This is a genomic window from Symbiobacterium sp. (assembly GCF_040797425.1).
Classification (GTDB): Bacteria; Bacillota; Sulfobacillia; order Symbiobacteriales; family Symbiobacteriaceae; genus Symbiobacterium.
Genome location: NZ_JBFNEH010000005.1, coordinates 26,683 through 44,749, shown reverse-complemented (window position 1 = coordinate 44,749; position 18,067 = coordinate 26,683). Strand labels below are relative to the sequence as shown.

Annotated in this window: 15 protein-coding genes; 4 read left to right on the top strand and 11 right to left on the bottom strand. The window is 68.5% G+C overall.

The window, feature by feature from the left end:
* Positions 1-50: 50 nt before the first annotated feature.
* Positions 51-656 carry a biotin/lipoate A/B protein ligase family protein gene (locus AB2385_RS02660; RefSeq protein WP_367653375.1) on the bottom strand — a complete coding sequence of 202 codons (606 nt, stop codon included), beginning with the start codon at positions 654-656 and terminating at the stop codon, positions 51-53.
* 112 nt (positions 657-768) lie between these two features.
* Between AB2385_RS02660 and AB2385_RS02655 the strand changes: the two genes are divergently transcribed.
* Entirely contained in the window at positions 769-972 is a 204-nt protein-coding gene (locus tag AB2385_RS02655) for a hypothetical protein (RefSeq protein ID WP_367653374.1), read from the top strand.
* Positions 973-1,035: 63 nt separating this feature from the next.
* Here the strand turns inward: AB2385_RS02655 and AB2385_RS02650 are convergent, their stop codons facing one another.
* From AB2385_RS02650 to AB2385_RS02620, 7 genes are all read right to left on the bottom strand, one after another.
* Entirely contained in the window at positions 1,036-5,475 is a 4,440-nt protein-coding gene (locus AB2385_RS02650; RefSeq protein WP_367653373.1) for a PolC-type DNA polymerase III, read from the bottom strand.
* A 116-nt stretch (positions 5,476-5,591) separates the two neighbouring features.
* Positions 5,592-6,308 carry an MgtC/SapB family protein gene (locus AB2385_RS02645; RefSeq protein ID WP_367653372.1) on the bottom strand — a complete coding sequence of 239 codons (717 nt, stop codon included), beginning with the start codon at positions 6,306-6,308 and terminating at the stop codon, positions 5,592-5,594.
* Between the two features lie 6 nt (positions 6,309-6,314).
* On the bottom strand, positions 6,315-6,956 hold the full coding sequence (locus tag AB2385_RS02640; protein WP_367653371.1) for a glycosyltransferase family 2 protein: 642 nt from the start codon (positions 6,954-6,956) through the stop codon (positions 6,315-6,317).
* A gap of 148 nt (positions 6,957-7,104) precedes the next feature.
* A complete protein-coding gene (locus tag AB2385_RS02635; protein ID WP_367653370.1) occupies positions 7,105-7,983 on the bottom strand; it encodes a metal ABC transporter permease in 879 nt (292 codons plus the stop codon).
* Positions 7,984-9,252 (bottom strand): metal ABC transporter permease, encoded by a 1,269-nt coding sequence (locus AB2385_RS02630; protein ID WP_367653369.1) that lies wholly within the window; start codon positions 9,250-9,252, stop codon positions 7,984-7,986.
* A gap of 3 nt (positions 9,253-9,255) precedes the next feature.
* Positions 9,256-10,041 carry a metal ABC transporter ATP-binding protein gene (locus AB2385_RS02625; protein ID WP_367653368.1) on the bottom strand — a complete coding sequence of 262 codons (786 nt, stop codon included), beginning with the start codon at positions 10,039-10,041 and terminating at the stop codon, positions 9,256-9,258.
* A gap of 32 nt (positions 10,042-10,073) precedes the next feature.
* On the bottom strand, positions 10,074-10,985 hold the full coding sequence (locus tag AB2385_RS02620) for a zinc ABC transporter substrate-binding protein (protein WP_367653367.1): 912 nt from the start codon (positions 10,983-10,985) through the stop codon (positions 10,074-10,076).
* A gap of 330 nt (positions 10,986-11,315) precedes the next feature.
* On the opposite strand from AB2385_RS02620, the gene AB2385_RS02615 reads away from it, so the two are divergent.
* The 3 genes from AB2385_RS02615 (at position 11,316) to AB2385_RS02605 (ending at position 13,405) form a co-directional block, all read left to right on the top strand.
* The gene (locus tag AB2385_RS02615; protein ID WP_367653366.1) at positions 11,316-12,263 is read left to right on the top strand and encodes a patatin-like phospholipase family protein; all 948 of its coding nucleotides are present in this window, start codon (positions 11,316-11,318) and stop codon (positions 12,261-12,263) included.
* Positions 12,264-12,365: 102 nt separating this feature from the next.
* Positions 12,366-12,965, top strand: a complete 600-nt coding sequence (locus AB2385_RS02610; RefSeq protein ID WP_367653365.1) for a CPBP family glutamic-type intramembrane protease — start codon at positions 12,366-12,368, stop codon at positions 12,963-12,965.
* Positions 12,966-13,060: 95 nt separating this feature from the next.
* Positions 13,061-13,405 carry a hypothetical protein gene (locus AB2385_RS02605; RefSeq protein WP_367653364.1) on the top strand — a complete coding sequence of 115 codons (345 nt, stop codon included), beginning with the start codon at positions 13,061-13,063 and terminating at the stop codon, positions 13,403-13,405.
* A 143-nt stretch (positions 13,406-13,548) separates the two neighbouring features.
* On the opposite strand, the gene proS is transcribed toward AB2385_RS02605, so the two are convergent.
* The 3 genes from proS to rseP form a co-directional block, all read right to left on the bottom strand.
* Entirely contained in the window at positions 13,549-15,015 is a 1,467-nt protein-coding gene (gene proS, locus AB2385_RS02600) for a proline--tRNA ligase (protein ID WP_367653363.1), read from the bottom strand.
* A gap of 793 nt (positions 15,016-15,808) precedes the next feature.
* Positions 15,809-16,921, bottom strand: coding sequence for a flavodoxin-dependent (E)-4-hydroxy-3-methylbut-2-enyl-diphosphate synthase (gene ispG / locus AB2385_RS02595; protein WP_367653362.1), 1,113 nt, complete (start codon positions 16,919-16,921; stop codon positions 15,809-15,811).
* Positions 16,922-16,986: 65 nt separating this feature from the next.
* Positions 16,987-18,021, bottom strand: coding sequence for an RIP metalloprotease RseP (gene rseP, locus AB2385_RS02590; protein ID WP_367653361.1), 1,035 nt, complete (start codon positions 18,019-18,021; stop codon positions 16,987-16,989).
* Positions 18,022-18,067: the final 46 nt, after the last annotated feature.

The following is an 18,067-nucleotide window of genomic DNA, read 5'->3' as shown; positions in this document are numbered from 1 at the left end:
AACGCTATTGACATACTACCTGTTTCCGGACACTGGCGCAATCCTGCGGGCTACACCCGGCGCAGTTCCGCCTCCAGCGCCTCCGCCAGGGCATGCCACCCGCCCCGGTACCCGGCACGGACCAGCGAGGTGAGGAAGGCATGGTGCCCCCGCCCCCGACGGTAGTCGGGCTCCCGGGACGGGTGCGGCAGCAGGGCGGCGATGGTCTCCAGGTCCGGGTCCACCAGCAGCGAGCCCTGGTAAAGGGCCACCTCCCGGTTCGCGTAGAGGCTGGAGCCCAGCACCTTCAGGTCGCCGATGGCCACGTCGCCCATCCCCCGCACCTGCACGTCCTCCAGTCCCAGGCCCCGCAGGGCCCGTGCGATGGCGTCGGCGATGGGGCCGACCCACTGCGTGGCGAACGCCTTGCGGCGGGCGTCGTAGGCGGCGGTGATGATCATGCAGCCCGGCGTGAGCACCACGGCCCCGCCCCCGCCCCGACGGCGGTAGACGGGCACGCCGGCGGCCGCGCAGAGGGCGAGGTCAACGTCGGTCTCCGGGGTGCCGGCGCCCAGCACGGCCTCGGTCCGTTCGGGCTCCCAGAGCCAGATGAAGGGTCCTTCGTTCTTGAATCTCTCGAGTGCGATCGCATCGTAGGGGAGGGGTTGGATCTGCATGGTGGACCTCCTGCCGTAGCGGTCTGAGCTGTGATCTCACTGCTCCCCCCGACTTACGAGGGGTGTGATTTTTGCTTATCGTTCAAATGGCAAAGGGGGGGATTGGTCGTGCATGCCCGGCCCCATGCTCCGTCAGCCCCCGCGGCGCCACCTGCACTTCAACGCCGCGTGCTCACTCGTGGGCGGTATCATCTGTTTCGTCACGCTCGACCACCTGCACCCCGCGGGGCTGATCTCCACCGCGGTCTGGCGCGTTGCCCTGCCGGCGGCCGCGAAGCTGCTGGCCGTGCGGTTCCGCCGGCTGACCGCTGCCTGATGCGGTGCCGGCAGCAGATCATCCAGGGGAGGATGGGTCCCGGCCCATCCTCCCCCTTCGCACTCAGAACGCGAACACCAGCTGGTTGCCCTCCGGCAGCCCCTTCAGACACCCGTGGTTCTCCAGCAGTTCCATCACGGCCTTGTTCAGCCGCGCCCGGTTCTTCAGGTCTTCCTTCGAGTGGAACTCCCCCTGCGCCCGGGCCTCCACGATCGCCTGTGCGGCGCTGTCGCCCAGGCCGGCCAGCGAGTTGAAGGGGCAGAGCAGAAGCTTGTCCCCGACGATCTGATACCTGGTGGCGTCGGACCGGTACAGGTCCACCGGGGCGAAGCGGATGCCCCGCAGGAACGCCTCCTCCACCAGTTCGTACTCGGTGAGGGAGTCCTTCTCCTTGGGCGTGGCGTCGCGGCCCTTGGCCTCGATCTCCTGCACGTACCGCCGCACCGCCTCGGGGCCCTGCACCAGCAGGTTCGCGTCCACCGAGCCCGCCCGCACCGTGAGATAGGCGGCGTAGAAGAGCGTCGGCTCGTGCACCTTGAACCAGGCGATGCGCAGGCAGGAGAGGACGTACGCCGCGGCGTGCGCCTTCGGGAACATGTACTTGATCTGCTTGCACGACCAGATGTACCAGTCGGGCACGTGGCAGGATCGCATCGTCTCTTCCATCTCGGGGGTGAGGCCGCGGCCCTTGCGCACCGACTCCATGATCTTGAAGGCGGTGGCCGGCTCGACGCCCCAGTAGATCAGCTGCACCATGATATCGTCGCGGCAGCCAATCACGTCCTGGAACGGGATCCCCTTCTTCACCAGTTCCTGGGCGTTGTTGGTCCACACGTCGGTGCCGTGGGAGAGGCCCGAGATGCGCACCAGGTCGGAGAAGTTGCGGGGGCTGGTCTCCATGAGCATCTGCCGGACGAACCGCGTGCCCATTTCGGGCAGCACGATGGTGCCCAGGTCGAACTGAAGCTTCCCGTCCTCGATGCCCAGCACCCGGTTGCCGCCGGGCCGGAAGAGCGCCAGCACGTCCGGGTCGTCTACCGGCACCTTGCGGATGTCGAAGTCGGGGTTGCCCGTCTTCTGCCGGTAGAGGTCCTGGAGCACCTTCAGCATCGTCGGGTCATCGTGGCCGAGGATGTCGAGCTTCATGAGGGCCTGCTCGAAGGAGTGGTAATCGAAGTGCGTCGTCTTCACGCCGGAGCTGCGGTCGTCGGCCGGGTACTGCACCGGCGTGACTTCCTCGATCTCCATGCCCACGGGGCAGACCACCATGCCGCCCGGATGCTGGCCGGTGGTGCGCTTCACGCCGGCCACGCCCTGGGCGAGGTAGCCGATGTGCGCCTCGCGGACGCCGGCGATCTTGTTCTCCTCCAGCCAGGCCCGCACCATGCCGTAGGCCGTCTTCTCCGCGATGGTGCCCACCGTGCCGGCCTTGAAGACGTACTTCTCGCCGCCCAGCAGCTCCTCGGAGTACTTCTGGATGCGGTTCTGCACCTCGCCCGAGAAGTTCAGGTCGATATCGGGCACCTTGTCGCCCTTGAAGCCCAGGAAGGTCTCGAATGGGATGTCCTGGCCGTCGCGGTCCAGTTCGGTGCCGCAGCGAGGGCACTTCTTCCGGGGCAGGTCGAAGCCCGACCCGGTCTTGCCGTCGTCATGCCACTCCAGGTACTTGCAGGAGGGGCAGATGTAGTGCGGCGGCAGGGCGTTCACCTCGGTGATGTCCATGGCCCAGGCGACAAAGGAGGAGCCCACGGAACCGCGGGAGCCCACCAGGTAGCCCAGCTCGTTGGACTTCTTCACCAGGAGGTGCGAGATGTAGTACGACACGGCGAAGCCGTTGCCGATGATCGCATTCAGCTCCTTCTCCAGCCGCTGTGCGATCTTCTCGGGCACCGGGTCGCCGTAGACCCGCTTCACCTTCTCCCACGAGAGCCGCCGGGTCTCCTCCTCGGAGCCCTCCAGCTTGGGCGGGTAGAGCTTGTCCGGCACCACCTTCACCTTTTCGATCTGCTCGGCGATGGCGTTGGGGTTCGCCACCACCACCTCGTAGGCCGCCTCCTCGCCCAGGTAGGCGAACTCGTCGAGCATCTCCTGGGTGGTGCGCAGGTAGAACGGGCCGTCGTACTCATCCCGGAAGCCGATGCCGTGCTTCAGGATGCGGCGGAAGATCTGCTGGTGCGGGTCCAGGAAGTGCGCGTCGGAAACGGCCACAACCGGCTTGCCCAGCCGCTTGCCCAGCTCGTAGATGCGCCGGTTGAGCGAGAGCAGCTGCTCCTCGGAGTTCACCTGGCCCTGCTCCAGCAGGAAGGCGAGGCAGTCGCGGGGCAGGATTTCCAGGTAGTCGTACCAGCTGGCCAGCTGCTCCAGTTCCGGCTCCGGCACGCCGCGCAGCAGGGCATCGAAGAGGTGGCCCCCGTAGGTGGACGAGCCGATGAGAAGCCCCTCCCGGTGCTTCTCCAGCTCGGTCCGCGGCACGCGGGGCGTGCGGTTGAAGTACTCGATGTGGGAAAGGCTGATGAGCTTGTACAGGTTCTTCATGCCCACCTGCGACTTCACCAGGCAGGTGGCGTGGTGCGCCCGGAGCTGCTCGGCGTTGATGGTGCGCGTGAGGCGGTTGAGGTCGGCGACGCTTTCGACGCCCTCCGCCCGCTCTGCCGCCAGCTCCAGCAGCTTGGCCAGCACCATGGCGGCCGTCCGCGCGTCGGCATCGGCCCGGTGGTGGTCGACAAGCTCCACGTTCAACTCCTTCGTGAGCGCGGCCAGGCTGTGGCTCCGCATGTGGGGCAGCACCGCCCGGGCCAGGGTCAGGGTGTCGAGCACCGGGTTCTCGAAGGGCTCGCCCAGGTGCTTCTGCCGGTGGTAGCGCAGGAAGGAGTAGTCGAACTGGGCGTTGTGGGCCACGATGATGGCGTCGCCGACGAAGTCGAAGAACTCCCGCAGGGCCACCTCAGGCTCGGGTGCGTCGGCCACCATCTCGTTGGTGATGTGGGTCAGCTTCTGCACGTCTTCGGGAATCGGCTTCGACGGGCGCACGAAGCGCTGGAACGACTCGCCGATCTCGCCGTTTCGGTACCGCACCGCGCCCAGCTCGATGATGTCGTCGCCGATGGGGGAGAAGCCGGTGGTCTCGATGTCCAGCACCACGAACTCGGCGTCGGCCAGGCGCACGTTCTCCGGCGGCCGGAGCACCACCGGCGCCCCGTCGTCCACCAGGAAGAGCTCACAGCCGTAGATCACCTTGAAGTCGTCGGGAACCTTCACGTGGCTGGCGGCGGGGAAGGCCTGGACCACGCCGTGGTCCGTGATGGCCACCGCCTTGTGGCCCCACTTCACGGCGGTTCTCACCAGGTCGGCCGGGTCAATCAGGGCGTCCATCGCCGACATCGTGGTGTGCGCATGCAGTTCCACCCGCTTCAGCGGGCCCTCATACCCATCCTGCCGGCTCGGCCTCTGGCCCACCATCACGTCGTCGGCCAGCAGGGTCAGGTCGCCGGAGAACTTGTCCACCTGCACGTTCCCCCGCACCTTCACCCAGGCGCCGTTCTTCAGCACCGCCAGGTAGTCCGGGTCCTTCTGGGGGTCGCGGAAGAGCTTGACGGGAAGTGTGTCGCCCAGGTCGCCAGGGTGCTCGGCGCGCAGAAGGTCGCAGACGCCGAAGGAGATGAGCTGGCGGCCGCTCTTCAGGTCGCGGCTGTCCAGGCCCACCACCTCGCCCTCGATCACCACCCGGTTCTCCTCCTCGGTGATGGTGGCAATCCGCCGTACGGGCGCATCGTCCGGGATGGCGCGGCCCTTGATGACCCCCTCGGATGGCGGCGGGGCGCTCTTCGCCTCTTTTTTGCCGAAGGCGGACTGGCGCTGCATCCACTGTTCCAGGTAGGCCTCCGCCAGGTCGTCGGCCGGGATCGGCTCGGGCGGCGGCGGCACCTCCTCCTCTTCCCGGTCGGCGAAGGGATCCTCCGGCTCCGCGGGGACCGGGGGAGCCGCCGGCCTGGGCGCAGGACGGGCCGTCACCCGCACCTGCAGGCCGCAGCCGGTCTCCTGCCGCACCAGCCGCTCCAGCACGGGCACCACGCCGCGCCGCTCCACCACCTCGGCCTGGGCGGCGGTGGGCAGTTCCAGCACCAGCCAGGCGCCCTCCACCCGCCGCTCGGCCTTGTCGAGAATGCCGTTGACCAGCGGAAGCGCCGCTTTCAGCTGCACCAGGATGTCCGGCCAGGCCTCATCCAGGCGCTGGGCGGGGTCCGCCTGCGGGTCGGCCACCCGTACCGGTACCACGGTAACCGACGCGGCCAGGTCGCCGAAGCATCCCGCGGCGATGGCGGATGCCACGCCTTCGCGCTGCTCCAGCGGAAGCCGCACCGGGCTCTCCAGATGGAGCGCGACGGTTCGGGCGCGCAGGCGCACATCCACGCGCACCACCTTCGCCGCACCCAGGAACGCCTGCGCCTCCGGGGGCAGCTGGGCCACATCGACCAGCGAGAGCCAGTCGGACTGCGGTGACATCAGAATGGCTCACCCCAAGCCTGGAAATCGTTCCGCCGCGGCCCGGCGAGCGGGCGCGGCGGCTGCAAGGAACGCGAGCGCGAGGGCCTGGGCCCGCGCGCCCGCACCGATCTCCTTTAATCTTCTTCGGTGACGGCGATGACCCCTTCCGTCGCCATGAGGTCGCCGATCAAACCCGACATGTCGATGCCCCCGCGGCCCGTCGGCTTGACCGCGAAGGTGATCTCGATCGTCCCGGGCAGGGGACCTGCCCGCATGGCGACGTTGTTGATGGTGCAGCCCCACCGCCCGCAGATGGAGGCCAGTTCGCCCAGCTTGCCCGGGGTGTCGGTGACGTGGACCACCAGCGAGTGGTAGCCGCCGCGCGAGATGAACCGGCGCTCCACCTGGGAGAGGGTCTTCAGGGTGAGCAGCACCAGCACCACGGCGACGAAGGTCTCCAGGTACAGGCCCGCCCCCACCGCCAGGCCCATGGCCGAGACCACCCAGAGCGAGGCGGCGGTCGTCAGGCCCCGGATGTTGGCGCCCTCGCGCATGATCGTGCCGGCGCCGAGGAAGCCGATGCCGCTCACAACCTGCGCGGCGATGCGCCCCGGGTCAGCGTTGCCGACTCCCGTGGCGAGCACCAACTGGTACATGCCGATCGAGACCTTCATAATCAGGGCCGAGCCCACGCACACCAGGACGTGCGTGCGCAGGCCCGCCGGCCGGTTGGTGGCCTCGCGCTCCAGGCCCACCACGCCGCCGGCCAGCGCAGCCACGAACAGCGGGACGAGATTCTCCCAGAGTTCTTGTGCGAACGAGTAGAAGTTCGCCTGCAAATACTCTAGCAATCTATACTATCCCTTCTGTACATATTTTAATATTTCGTAGTACATCTTCAGGCGTGCCGCTGCACCCTTCATCAGGCCGAACTTCTCTTCCTTCATGCGGTGGGTCATCTCTTCCAGAACCACCTCCACGACCCGGCAGCCGTGGCTCCGCACGTACTTGGTGATTGCGACCTCGATGCCGAACCGAACCTGCTCCGCGTCGGGTTCCTGCTGGAACATGCCGGCCAGAACGCTGCGGACAATCGCCCGCTGCCCCGACAGGTAGGGCGCCACCATCTGCGCCAGGTCGGTGGCCACGCGGCCGTCGCCGAACACGCCGACGGTCATGTCGGCCTCCCCGGCGAGCACCGGGCGCAGCAGGTCCTGCAGGTGGTCGGGCTGGAGGCCGATCAGGTCCGCGTCGAGAAAAAGCAGAACCGGGGCGGTCGTGGCCTCGAAACCCGTCTTCATCGCCGCAGCCTTCCCCCGGTTTTCCGCATGCGAGATCACCCTGGCCCCTGCCGCCTTCGCTCTTGCAGCCGTCTCATCCGTGGAACCGTCGTCCACGACGATGGTCTCCTCGATCTCCGGTACCCTTACACAAACAGAAACAACATCGGCAATGGTCTCTTCCTCGTTAAACGCGGGGATGACCGCAGCCACTCTCATCAAAACGTTACCTCCGATTGCACCGGCCCGATCCCCGGGCGAGCAGGCCGCACCCGCCTGGCCTGTCTCGGTAGTGTATTCCGTACGTCCCGCCCTTTTTCCTCCCTCCGAAGTTCCCCCTTGCTAGACTTCCCCAGTTCTGGCCGCTTCAGCCGTCCGACCGTCGCCTGCGCCACCGCGCCACCAGCCCGTGCCGGGGGGCCAGGAAGAAAGCCAGTGCGAACAGCCCGCCCGCGGACACTGCCATGGCTGCGGCCACAGACGTGTCGGTAGCCCGGGAAAGGAGGTATCCCAGGGCGCTGGCGAGGGCCCCCAGCCCCACGGCAAGCCCCAGCATGACGGAGAGCCGGTCGGTCAGCAGGTAGGCCGTGGCGGACGGCACCACCAGCATGGCCACCGCCAGAATGGCCCCGACGGCATCAAAAGCCGCCACGGCCGACACCGATACCAGCGTCATCAGCAGGTAGTGAAAGGCTCTGACGTTGATGCCCGCCGCTTCCGCCGTCTCCGGGTCGAAGGCGCAGAACTTCAGTTCCTTGTAGAACAAGAGGACGGCCGCCAGATCCAGCAGAAAGATACCGCCCGTGGTCCAGAGCGCCCGGGGGCCGAGGCTGCGCTCGCCTACCAGCCACAGGTCCCAGGGCGCATATGCGATCTCCCCGTAGAGCACGTGGTCGAGGTCCAGGTGCACATGGTCCGCGAAGGCCGAGATCAGGAGCACGCCCAGGGCGAAGAGCCCGGTGAAGGCGACGCCGTTACCGGCGTCCTCCCGCACCCCGGCCCGCTGCAGGGCCTGCACCAGATAGGCACACAGGAGCCCGAAGGCCGCCGCCCCCAGCAGCGCCCACGGCGACTGCGGCCGGCCGGAGAGCAAGAACGCCACGGCAATGCCGGGCAGCACCGCGTGGCTGATGGCGTCGCCCAGCATGGTCATCCGCCGCAGCAGCAGAAACGAGCCCACCAGCGCGCACGCCCCCGCCACCTGCGCCCCCACGAGGATGATCACCAGCGGCGCCAGTGCGCCCATCTACCCCACCTCCCCCGCGGTGTGCCCGGGCAGCAGCCGCGGCTCCAGCCCGTGCTGCCGGAGCCACTGCTCCAGCTGCGGCACGATTTCCGGCGCAAATGCCGGCCGCACGCCCTGGTCCGTCATCCCGCCGTCCAGGTCGGCCTGATGCATCAGGTAGACCAGATGGAGTCGCTCGCTGCGGGCCGCCTGGTAGGCCTCGGCGAGCCCCCGGCCCGTCAGTTTCCAGGTTCCGCCCGCCTCATCCACCAGCCCTTCCCTGGCGAGGCGCGCCAGCTGTGGGCCCGCGCTGCGTGCCGGGATTCCCCGCCGCCGCTCCAGCGCCTCGGCCGTCACCGCAGGGGCGTTGCCGGCGCCCGCTGCCTCCTCGGCCAGGTCATACAGCGCCACCAGTAGACGCTCCCGCTGCGCCGCCTTTCGGGTGCGCAGGCTCCGCAGAGACCGGGCAAGCAGCCCCCGCCGGGGCGCGAGCAGCAGCGATGCCACGAAGATGCCGGTGGCCGCCAGCACGATCAGCGGGCCGGTGGGCATCCGGGGTCCCACCAGGGAGACGGCGGTGCCCAGGGCGCCGGAGAGGGCCCCGAACAGCCCGGACAGGGGCACCATGAGGTGAAGCCGGTCCGTCCAGCAGCGGGCCGCCGCGGCCGGCGTGACCAGGAGCGCCGCCATCAGCACCACGCCCACCGCCTCCAGCCCGATCACCACCGCCAGCACGACCGCCAGGTTGAACACGAGTTCCACCGCGGCCATCGGCAGGCCAATCCCCACGCCGAATTCCGGGTCGAAGGCCAGCAGTTTGAACTCCTTGAACAGCAGGAGGACCAGAAGACAGAGCAGGGCGGCCGCAAGCGTGATCACCCGCACGTCGCGCCCCACGATCGCCGCCGCCTGACCAAAGAGGAACTTGTCGAGCCCGCTCTGGTTCCCGCCGGGCGAGCGCTGCGCCGCCCCCAGCAGCATGATGCCCAGGCCGAAGAAGACCGTGAGCACCAGGCTCATCGCGGCATCTGCCTTCAGGCGGGAAAACCGCGCGATGGCCGACATGGTCAGAACACCCGCCACGGCCGCGATGGCCGCCCCCGCCAATAGCGGTCCGACCGCCTTGGTACCCGTCGCCAGGAAGGCGCCTGCCACGCCCGGCAGTGCGGCGTGCGCCAGCACGTCGCCCACCAGCGCCCGGCGCCGGAGCAGGGCAAAGGAGCCGAGTACCCCCCCGGCCACCCCCAGGAGCGCGGTACCCGTCATCACCCACTGCGTGTTGGCGTCCACGGCTCAGTCTCCTCCCGATGTCCGAAGCGGCGCCGGCGAGGCACCGGCCACGTGGGCCAGGCTGCCCAGCCGCCCGCCGTAGGTGCGGGTCAGGTTCTCCGCGGTGAAGACCCGTTCCACCGGACCGGCGGCCATGACCCGGACGTTCAGCAGCACCAACCAGTCGAAGTACTCCCGCACCGTCTGCAGGTCGTGGTGCACCACCACCACCGTGCGGCCGCGGGCCTTCAGCCCGCGCAGCAAGTTCACGATGGCCCTCTCGGTGGCCGCGTCCACCCCGGCGAAGGGCTCATCCATGAAGTAAAGCCGCGCGTCCTGCGCCAGGGCCCGGGCCAGGAAGACCCGCTGCTGCTGCCCGCCCGAAAGCTGGCTGATCTGCCGGCGGGCATACTCGGCCATGCCCACCCGCTCCAGCGCGGCCATGGCCAGTTCCCGCTCCCGGGCCCCCGGCCACCGGAGCAGCCCCAGCGTCCCGTACCGGCCCATCATGACCACGTCGAGCACGTCGGTGGGGAAGTCCCAGTCCACCGCCGTCCGCTGGGGCACGTAGCCGATCTCCTGGCGCGCCGCTGCGGGCGGTCGCCCCCAGACCCAGACCTCACCCGAAAGCCGCGGCACCATGCCCAGCACCACCTTCATCAGGGTGGACTTGCCCGCCCCGTTCGGGCCGACGATGCCGATCAGCCGCCCCTCGGGCAGCGAGAGGTTCACGTCCTTCAGTACCGGACGCCGCTGGTAGGCCACGGTGAGGTCACGGACGACCAGTGCGAGTTCGCTCTCCGCCGCCATACGCACCACCTCCGCTCGCCGGCGCCGGGCGGCTACCGCAGCGCCGCCACGATGGTGTCGACGTTGTGCCTGACCATGCCCACGTAGGTACCCTCCGGTGTACCCTCCGGTCCCAGGGCATCGGAGAACAGCTCCCCGCCGATGGTTACCGTGTGCCCCCGGGCCGCGGCGCCCTCCACCAGCGCCTCGATCGAGCTGCGCGGCACGCTGGACTCGACAAAGACGGCCTTGATCCCGCGGGCCACCAGCACGTCCACCAGGCGCTGCAGGTCGGCCAGGCCGTACTCGGCTGCGGTGGAGACGCCCTGCAGGCCCATCACCTCCACGTCGTAGGCCCGGCCGAAGTAGCCGAAGGCGTCATGGGCCGTCACCAGCACCCGCCGCTCCGCCGGAATGGTGGCCAGCTGCTCCCGGGCGTAGGTGTGCAGTTCTTCCAGTTCGGCGCGGTAGGCTTGGGCGTTCTGCGCGTAGACGGCCCTCCCGTCGAGGTCCAGCTCCGTCAGGTGGTCGCGCACCACCTCCACCGCCTCCATCCAGAGCGACACGTCGAACCAGATGTGCGGATCCTCCACCCCGTCCTCGGTGACCAGCAGGCGTTCGGGCGCGATCCGTTCCGCCACGGCCACCGTCGGCTTCTCCCGGGCCATCTTCACGAGGATGTCGCCCATGCGGCCCTCCAGGTGAAGCCCGTTGTAGAAGATGATCCGCGCCTGCTGCAGCCTGGCAATGTCACCCTCCGACGCCTTGAACAGGTGCGGATCGACGCCCGGCCCCATCAGGGCCGTCACCGCTACCCGCTCACCCCCGACGTTCCGCACCAGGTCCGCCACCATGCCGGTCGTCGTCACCACCGGAATCCGGCCGTCCCCGGCTCCGGTTCCCCGCCCGCCACAGCCAGCCACCAGCGCAGCCAGCAGGCAGGCACTCGCGAGAACCCCCACCATTCGGCGCCCTCCCATAGAGACTGCCTCCCCCCAGGTTTGTCGTTTGGCCAACAGTTTTAGCCTGCGCCAACTCTTGGCCTCCAAAGAAGGGGCTGGCCGCCCCCGCTTTTTCGTTCGGCCAAGACTTTTTCCTTCGGGAAACTCCTCCTCGGCCAGAATTATGCGTGAGTTCGGCGCTGCGTGTCAAGACTGATTCTCATTCGCAACCCCGGCGGTGAGAGCGGACGAAAGGCGTTGGCAGACCGCGCTCAGGCGGTGGACGGAGCAACCCGCCGCGACAGCCGGCGTAGAATGCCCAGGAAACCGAGACGGGTGCCGGGGGTGGATGGAATGGTGCGTCTGGCGCAAGCGGTGTTCCAGGGCGGCGGGGTCAAGGGGATCGCCCTGGTGGGCGCCCTGGCAGTGGCGGAGGAGCTCGGGTGGCGCTGGCGGGCGGTGGCCGGCACGTCGGCCGGGGCGCTGGTGGCAGCGCTCGTGGCGGCGGGTTACCGGGCCGAGGCCCTGCGCCAGGTTGTCGACGAACTCGACCTCCGCCGCTTCGGCGACACCTCGGGCTGGAAGGTCGCCAATCTGCTGCTGCACGAGGGGATCTTCAAGGGCGAGGCGCTGCTGGACCAGGTGGACCACCTTCTGGCCGAGCGGCTGGGCCGTCGCCGCGCCACCTTCCGCGATCTGCCGGTGGCGTGCCAGATCGTGGCCACCGACCTCACGCACCGGCGCATGCTGGTCTTCCCCCACGACCTGGCCCGGCCGCCCTACGGGCTCGACGACCCCTACGACTTCCCGGTGGCGGACGCGGTGCGGGCCTCCACCGCCATCCCGTTCTTCTTCCAGCCGTACCGGATGGAACTCCCCAACGGCGTGAAGGCCACTCTGGTGGACGGCGGGCTGCTCTCCAACTTCCCCGTGCGGCTCTTCCGGCCGATGGCAGGGCCGGCGCACCTGCCCACCTTCGGCTTCGGCCTGCGGGGCGGAGACGACGCGGTGCAGCCGACCGACACCCCGCTGGAACTGGTCCAGGCCATGGTCAACACCATCCTCAGCGCCCGTGACCTGAGCGACCTGGAGAACCAGTGGTATGTCCGCACCATCTCCATCGATACATCCCCGTACCGCACCACCCAGTTCGACATCGACGCCGAGGGTAAGGCGGAGCTGTACGCGCGCGGGCGGGCGGCGGCGGAGGCGTTCTTCGCCGACCCGGGCACGCAGGCCTGGCTGGCGGACTTCGCGGCCAGGCGTGCACTGCGGTCGCTGCGGCCGCCGCTGTGCGTGTAGCGGTCCGGCGGGCAGGACTGTCGTAATCGCGCGTCTAATCAATGCGATCATCCCGATTCGGCGTGCCGCCCCGTGCGGTGCGCACCCTCGCGGAGGTGGGCCATGCAACAGGCAGGTGGCTTCCTGGCGGGGCTGCTGACCGGTGGCGGGGCCATGCTGGCCGTCGCGGCCGGGCTCCTCGGCCTGCGCGCCGTCGTCCCCGCACCGGTGCCCGGAGGCGTGGACCCCCGGCACCTGCTCTTCACCAACCCGCTGTTCATGCTGGGCATCGTCACGCTCGAAGAACTCTTTTTCCGCTCCTTCCTGGTGGGCTGGGTCTCGCAGCGGACCTCGGTCGCCGCCGGTGTCGCGCTCTCGGTGGCCGTGGACTACCTGCTGCACGTCCCCAACGGAGGCCAGACGTTCCTCACATTCGTCAACTCCGTGCTCTTCTCGCTGTCGGCCTGCCTCTTCTACCTCCGCCTCGGCCTCGGTGCGGCCGTGGGCTTCCACTACGGCTGGAACCTGGTGCAGTGGACGCTTCTGGGGTTTCCCATGTACGGCAACGCCGTCGGCCGCTGGTTCGTCCTGAAGCCGGTGGGCGCATGGTGGCTCACCGGCGCCAGCCACGGGCCGGAGGGCAGCCTGCTCACCGGGCTCGTGTTCGGCGCCGGACTGCTCCTCTGGCTCACCGTTCTCTCGCGGAGGTTGCCCATGCCGTAACCCCACGGAGTCGACTCCCAGATCGGCCCAGTCTGGCCCGCCGCGCCAGGCGCGCCATCGCACTGCTCGCCGCGGCCGTGCTGCTGACCGGGGGCATGCTCCTCCGCCCCGGAATCTCCTGCGACAACCTGCCCCGGTTCGACGTCTGGGTCGACGGGGTCCGCCCCGACACCACCGGCTTCGGCTATGTCTGTGGGTGGCTCGTGGAGGGCATGGGCGTGACCGATCCCCTGCGGGCGCGGCGGGGCGCCCTGGTGCAGGTGGCGTACCACACCGACGTCACGTGGGGCCGCCTCACCTACACCCTGGAGGGAAACGACGACGTCGTGCGCCGGGGGTGGCTCTGGGGGAGGCAGCCGTCGTTCCGCCTGCCGGAACCCCCGGGCGAGTACAGGGTGGTGATCGGCTACTCCTGGCGAAGCTGGCTCACGGGGGCGTGAGCCGACGGCACCGTCACGTGTCTCGTGCGGATAGACCGAAGCGTACGAAAAGACCTGGCTGCGGGAATGGCCGCAGCCAGGTCGCTTTGCGTTCGGGTCCCGTCCCGGGCGGCACCGGCACCGCGCTGCCGCCCGGAGTCCTCTTAGTACGCCCGGGCGAACCAGACGGTGTACTTCGCCTCGCCGCCGCAGGTGATGCAGACGTGCTTCTGAACCGGCGGGTGGAAGGGGATGTTCCGGGAGGTGAACTTGGTCTCCTCCTTCACCTTCGCCTCGCACTCGTCGGAGCCGCACCAGCCGGCCAGCACGAAGCCTGTGATGTCGCCGGTCTCCTCGCACCGGGCGATGTGGGCCTTCAGTTCCTCGAGCGTGTTGATATGCAGGTGTGAATTGGCATCGCGGAAGGCCCGGGCCTTCTCGAACATGTTGCGCTGGATCTCCTCCAGCAGCGACTGCACCCGCGCTACCGCCTCGTCCAGCGGCACCGGGATCTTCTCGCCGGTGTCGCGCCGTACCAGCACGCACTGGTTGTTGTCGACGTCCCGCGGGCCCAGCTCCAGCCGCAGGGGCACGCCGCGCATCTCCCACTCGTTGAACTTCCAGCCCGGCGTCTCCTCCCGCAGGTCGGACTTCACCCGCACGCCGGCGGCCCGAAGAGCGTCGAAGAGCGGGTCGAAGCGGGCCATGACCTTGTCGCGGAACTTGGGCGGGCCGACGGGGATCATGATCACCTGCACCGGCGCCAGACGCGGCGGCAGAGCCAGCCCCCGGTCATCGCCGTGCACCATGATCAGCGCGCCGATGAGGCGGGTGGAGACGCCCCACGAGGTGGTGTGGACGTACTTGAGCTGGTTGTCGCGGTCCAGGAACTTGATGTCGAACCCCTTGGCGAAGTTCGTGCCCAGGTAGTGCGAGGTGCCGGCCTGCAGCGCCTTGCCGTCCTTCATCATCGCCTCGATGGAATAGGTGTCCACCGCCCCGGCGAACTTCTCCGACGGGGTCTTCTGCCCCACGTAGAGGGGAATCGCCATCTCGCTCTCCACGAAGTCGCGGTAGACCTCCAGCATCCGCATGGTCTCCTCCCGCGCCTCCTCCTCGGTGGCGTGGGCGGTGTGCCCCTCCTGCCAGAGGAACTCGGAAGTGCGCAGGAACGGCAGGGTGCGCTTCTCCCAGCGGAAGACGTTGGCCCACTGGTTGATCAGCACCGGCAGGTCGCGGTACGACTGAATCCACTGGGCGTACATGTGGCCGATGATCGTCTCGGAGGTAGGCCGGAGGGCCAGCCGCTCCTCCAGCTTCTCGCCGCCGGCCTCCGTCACCCAGGGCAGTTCGGGATTGAACCCCTCCACGTGCTCCTTCTCCTTCTGGAAGAAGGACTCGGGGATCAACATCGGAAAGTACGCATTCCGGTGACCGGTCTCCTTGAACCGCTTGTCGAGCCCGGCCTGGATGCGTTCCCAGAGTTCGTAGCCGTCGGGCTTGAAGACGATGCAGCCACGCACCGGCGTGTAGTCCATCAAGTCGGCCTTCCGGATCACGTCGATGTACCAGCGGGAGAAGTCCACCGACTGGGGCGTGATCTCCTTGACAAACTCCTTCTCTTCTTTCATTCCCTACCTCTCCTTCAGTGCCCCGAACCGGCGCCTGGCTGCGCAGTCGGTTCGGGGGAAATCAAAAGCCCCCCGTCCCGGAAAGGGACGGGGGCCTAGCTCCCGTGGTACCACCCTCATTGACCGGGCACGTCCCGGCCCACTCCAACCCCGGTAACGGCGGGAAACCCGGCGCGGCTCAGGCCCCTCGGGGCGGTCGCCGGCGGCTCCAGGGTGGGTAGCCCTCGCCGACGCTGTGCCGACCTCGCACCGGTGCGGCCGGCTCTCTGCGACAGGTCCTGCGGGGCGCTCCCCTTCAACGCCTTTTGCTAGGGGTAGACTACCAGTTGAGTCTGCGGTTGTCAATCGCCACTTGGCAATCGTCGTTGGAAGAACCGCCCCGCCGTCACCCTGCCCTGGCACATGCGCCGGTCGCTGCTGGCGCTGCGCACATACATGCCGCGGTGGATCGAGGGGCGGTCCCCGGCCCGGTGGCTCTGCCGGGCTTCGACCCCGATCGCTGGTGGGAGCACCCCGAGGCCGCGTAGCGGGTTCCGCGGGAGGCACGCAAGCTGGTGAGGTACATCCGGGAGGGCTTCGTGGTCGACGAAGACGTCGCCCCGTAACAGGGTGGATCACCTGTCCCGGATACGCGACAAGGCGCGTCCCGTCGACGCGCAAAGCCGTCGCGGGGGCGCCTTCCCGATTACGGACCAGTGAGGCTGAGGCGCGCTCGTGCCGCCTCACTGGCTGTTCCCTTGCGATCCTGCCCGGCCGGTGACCGGGGCAGCGCGAGCGGAACCGTGCTGCCTCCTTACCGGGATTCGTGCCGACCGTAGCCGCCGGGCACCTGCCCCGCGGCCTTCATCTCGGCCGCCTTCTTCTCCACCAGTTCCACCAGGGCCTCCACCATCTCCTCTTCGGTGGTCTTGCGTACCTGCTCGCCACCGACGTAGAGCATGCCCACGCCCTTGCCGCCGAAGAGCGCCACATCGGCCTCGGCCGCTTCGCCGGGGCCGTTGACCACGCAGCCCATCACGGCCACGTTGAGGGGCACGTCGATATGCTGCAGACGCCGCTCCACCTCGTTGGCCACCTTCACCAGGTCGATCTGCACCCGGCCGCAGGAGGGGCAGGAGATGATGTTCACGCCCCGGGTGCGGAGCCCCAGCGCCTTCAGGATCTCGTAGCCCACCCGCACCTCCTCGACGCAGTCGGTGGAGAGCGAGACCCGGATCGTGTCGCCGATGCCCTCGGCCAGGATCGTGCCGATGCCCACCGCCGACTTGATCGTGCCGGTGAACGGCGTGCCGGCCTCGGTGACGCCCACGTGCAGCGGGTAGTCCACCTTCTCCGCCAGCAACCGGTAAGCCTCGATCATCATCGGCACCCGGGAGGCCTTGATGGAGATGACGATGTCGTGGAAGTCCAGATCCTCCAGGATCGCCACGTGCTTGAGCGCCGACTCCACCATGCCCTCGGCCGTGGGGTAGCCGTACTTCTCGAGGATCTCGCGCTCCAGCGAACCGGCGTTGACGCCGATGCGAATCGGCACCCCCCGGTCCTTGCAGGCCTTCACGACCTCCTCGACCTTCCAGCGGGCGCCGATGTTGCCGGGGTTGATGCGCAGCTTGTCGATGCCGGCCTCCAGCACCTTCAGCGCGATCCGGTAGTCGAAGTGGACGTCCGCCACCAGCGGGATGTTGCACCCCTTGCGGATCTCCTTGAAGCACTCCGCCGCCTCCATCGTGGGGGCAGCCACCCGCACGATGTCGCAGCCTGCGGCCTCAAGCTCCCGAATCTGCCGCAGCACCTCAGGCACGTTGCGCGTGTCGCACTTGGTCATGGACTGCACGGAGATGGGGGCGCCGCCACCGATCTGCACACGCCCTACCCGCACGGCCCGTGTCTTTCTCCGCTCCGTCATCGCCTGTCATTACTCCCTCTGTACAAGGCGCCGGCCCCGGTTGCCGCAGGGCCGGCCGCCAAGACTCACTGACCCAGAATCATGGCCCTCAGGTCCGCGTACGTGACCACCAGGATGAGCCCCATCAGCAGCAGGAACCCGAAGAAGTGGACCATGCTGACCCGCTCCGGGTCCAGCTTCCGCCCGCGGATGGCCTCCACCGCCATGAAGAGCAGGTGCGAACCGTCCAGCGCCGGGATCGGCAGCAGGTTAAACAGGCCGAGGTTCACCGAGAGGAACGCCGTCAGCCAGAGGACGTTGTCCAGCCCCGCGGAGGCCTGCGTGGCAATCTCACGGGTGATGCCCACCGGCCCCGTGAGCTGCAGTTCCTGCCGGCCCACCAGCGCGTCCACCAGCGCGAGCACCCAGGCCTTCGAGTACTCGTAGGTCAGCGAAGGCCCCTGCGCCAGCGCCTTCCAGAAGGACCCGGGCCGGGTCGCCTGCTGGATGCCGATGATGTACCGCCCCTCCACCAGCGTCGGCGTCAGGACCGCGGTGAACTCCTGCCCCTTCCGCTCCAGGCGCATCTCCACCGGCGCGCCGCCCGAGCCCCTCACCAGGGTCAGGATGTCGGTCCAGGAGTTCACGGGCTCGCCGTTGATCGTCAGCACCCGGTCGCCCGGCTGCAGCCCGGCGGTCACGGCCGGGCAGGTGTGGCCCTCGCAGTCGACCATGACCTCGCCCAGGACCGGCTCGTCCACCGGCACGCCCTGCGCGTAGAACAGCGTCGAGAACAGTAGGCAGGCCAGCAGGAAGTTCATGAAGGGCCCGGCAAAGATCGTGAGGGCACGCGCATAGATCGGCTTGTTGTTGAACCCGTCGGGATCATCGGTATCCCCCGGGTCCATGCCCGCCATGCGGACGTATCCGCCCAGCGGGATGGCCCTCAGGCTGTACCGCGTCTCGCCCCAGTCGAAGCCGAGCAAGCTAGGGCCGAATCCCAGTGCGAACTCGCGCACGCGGATGCCGAAGAACTTGGCCACTGCGAAGTGCCCAAGCTCGTGCATGAAGATCATCAACCCGAAGACCGGGATTGCCCACAGCCAGTTGCCCAGGGTCACACGCTCACCACCTGTTCAGGCGCTCCGGCTCGTCTGCACAAATACG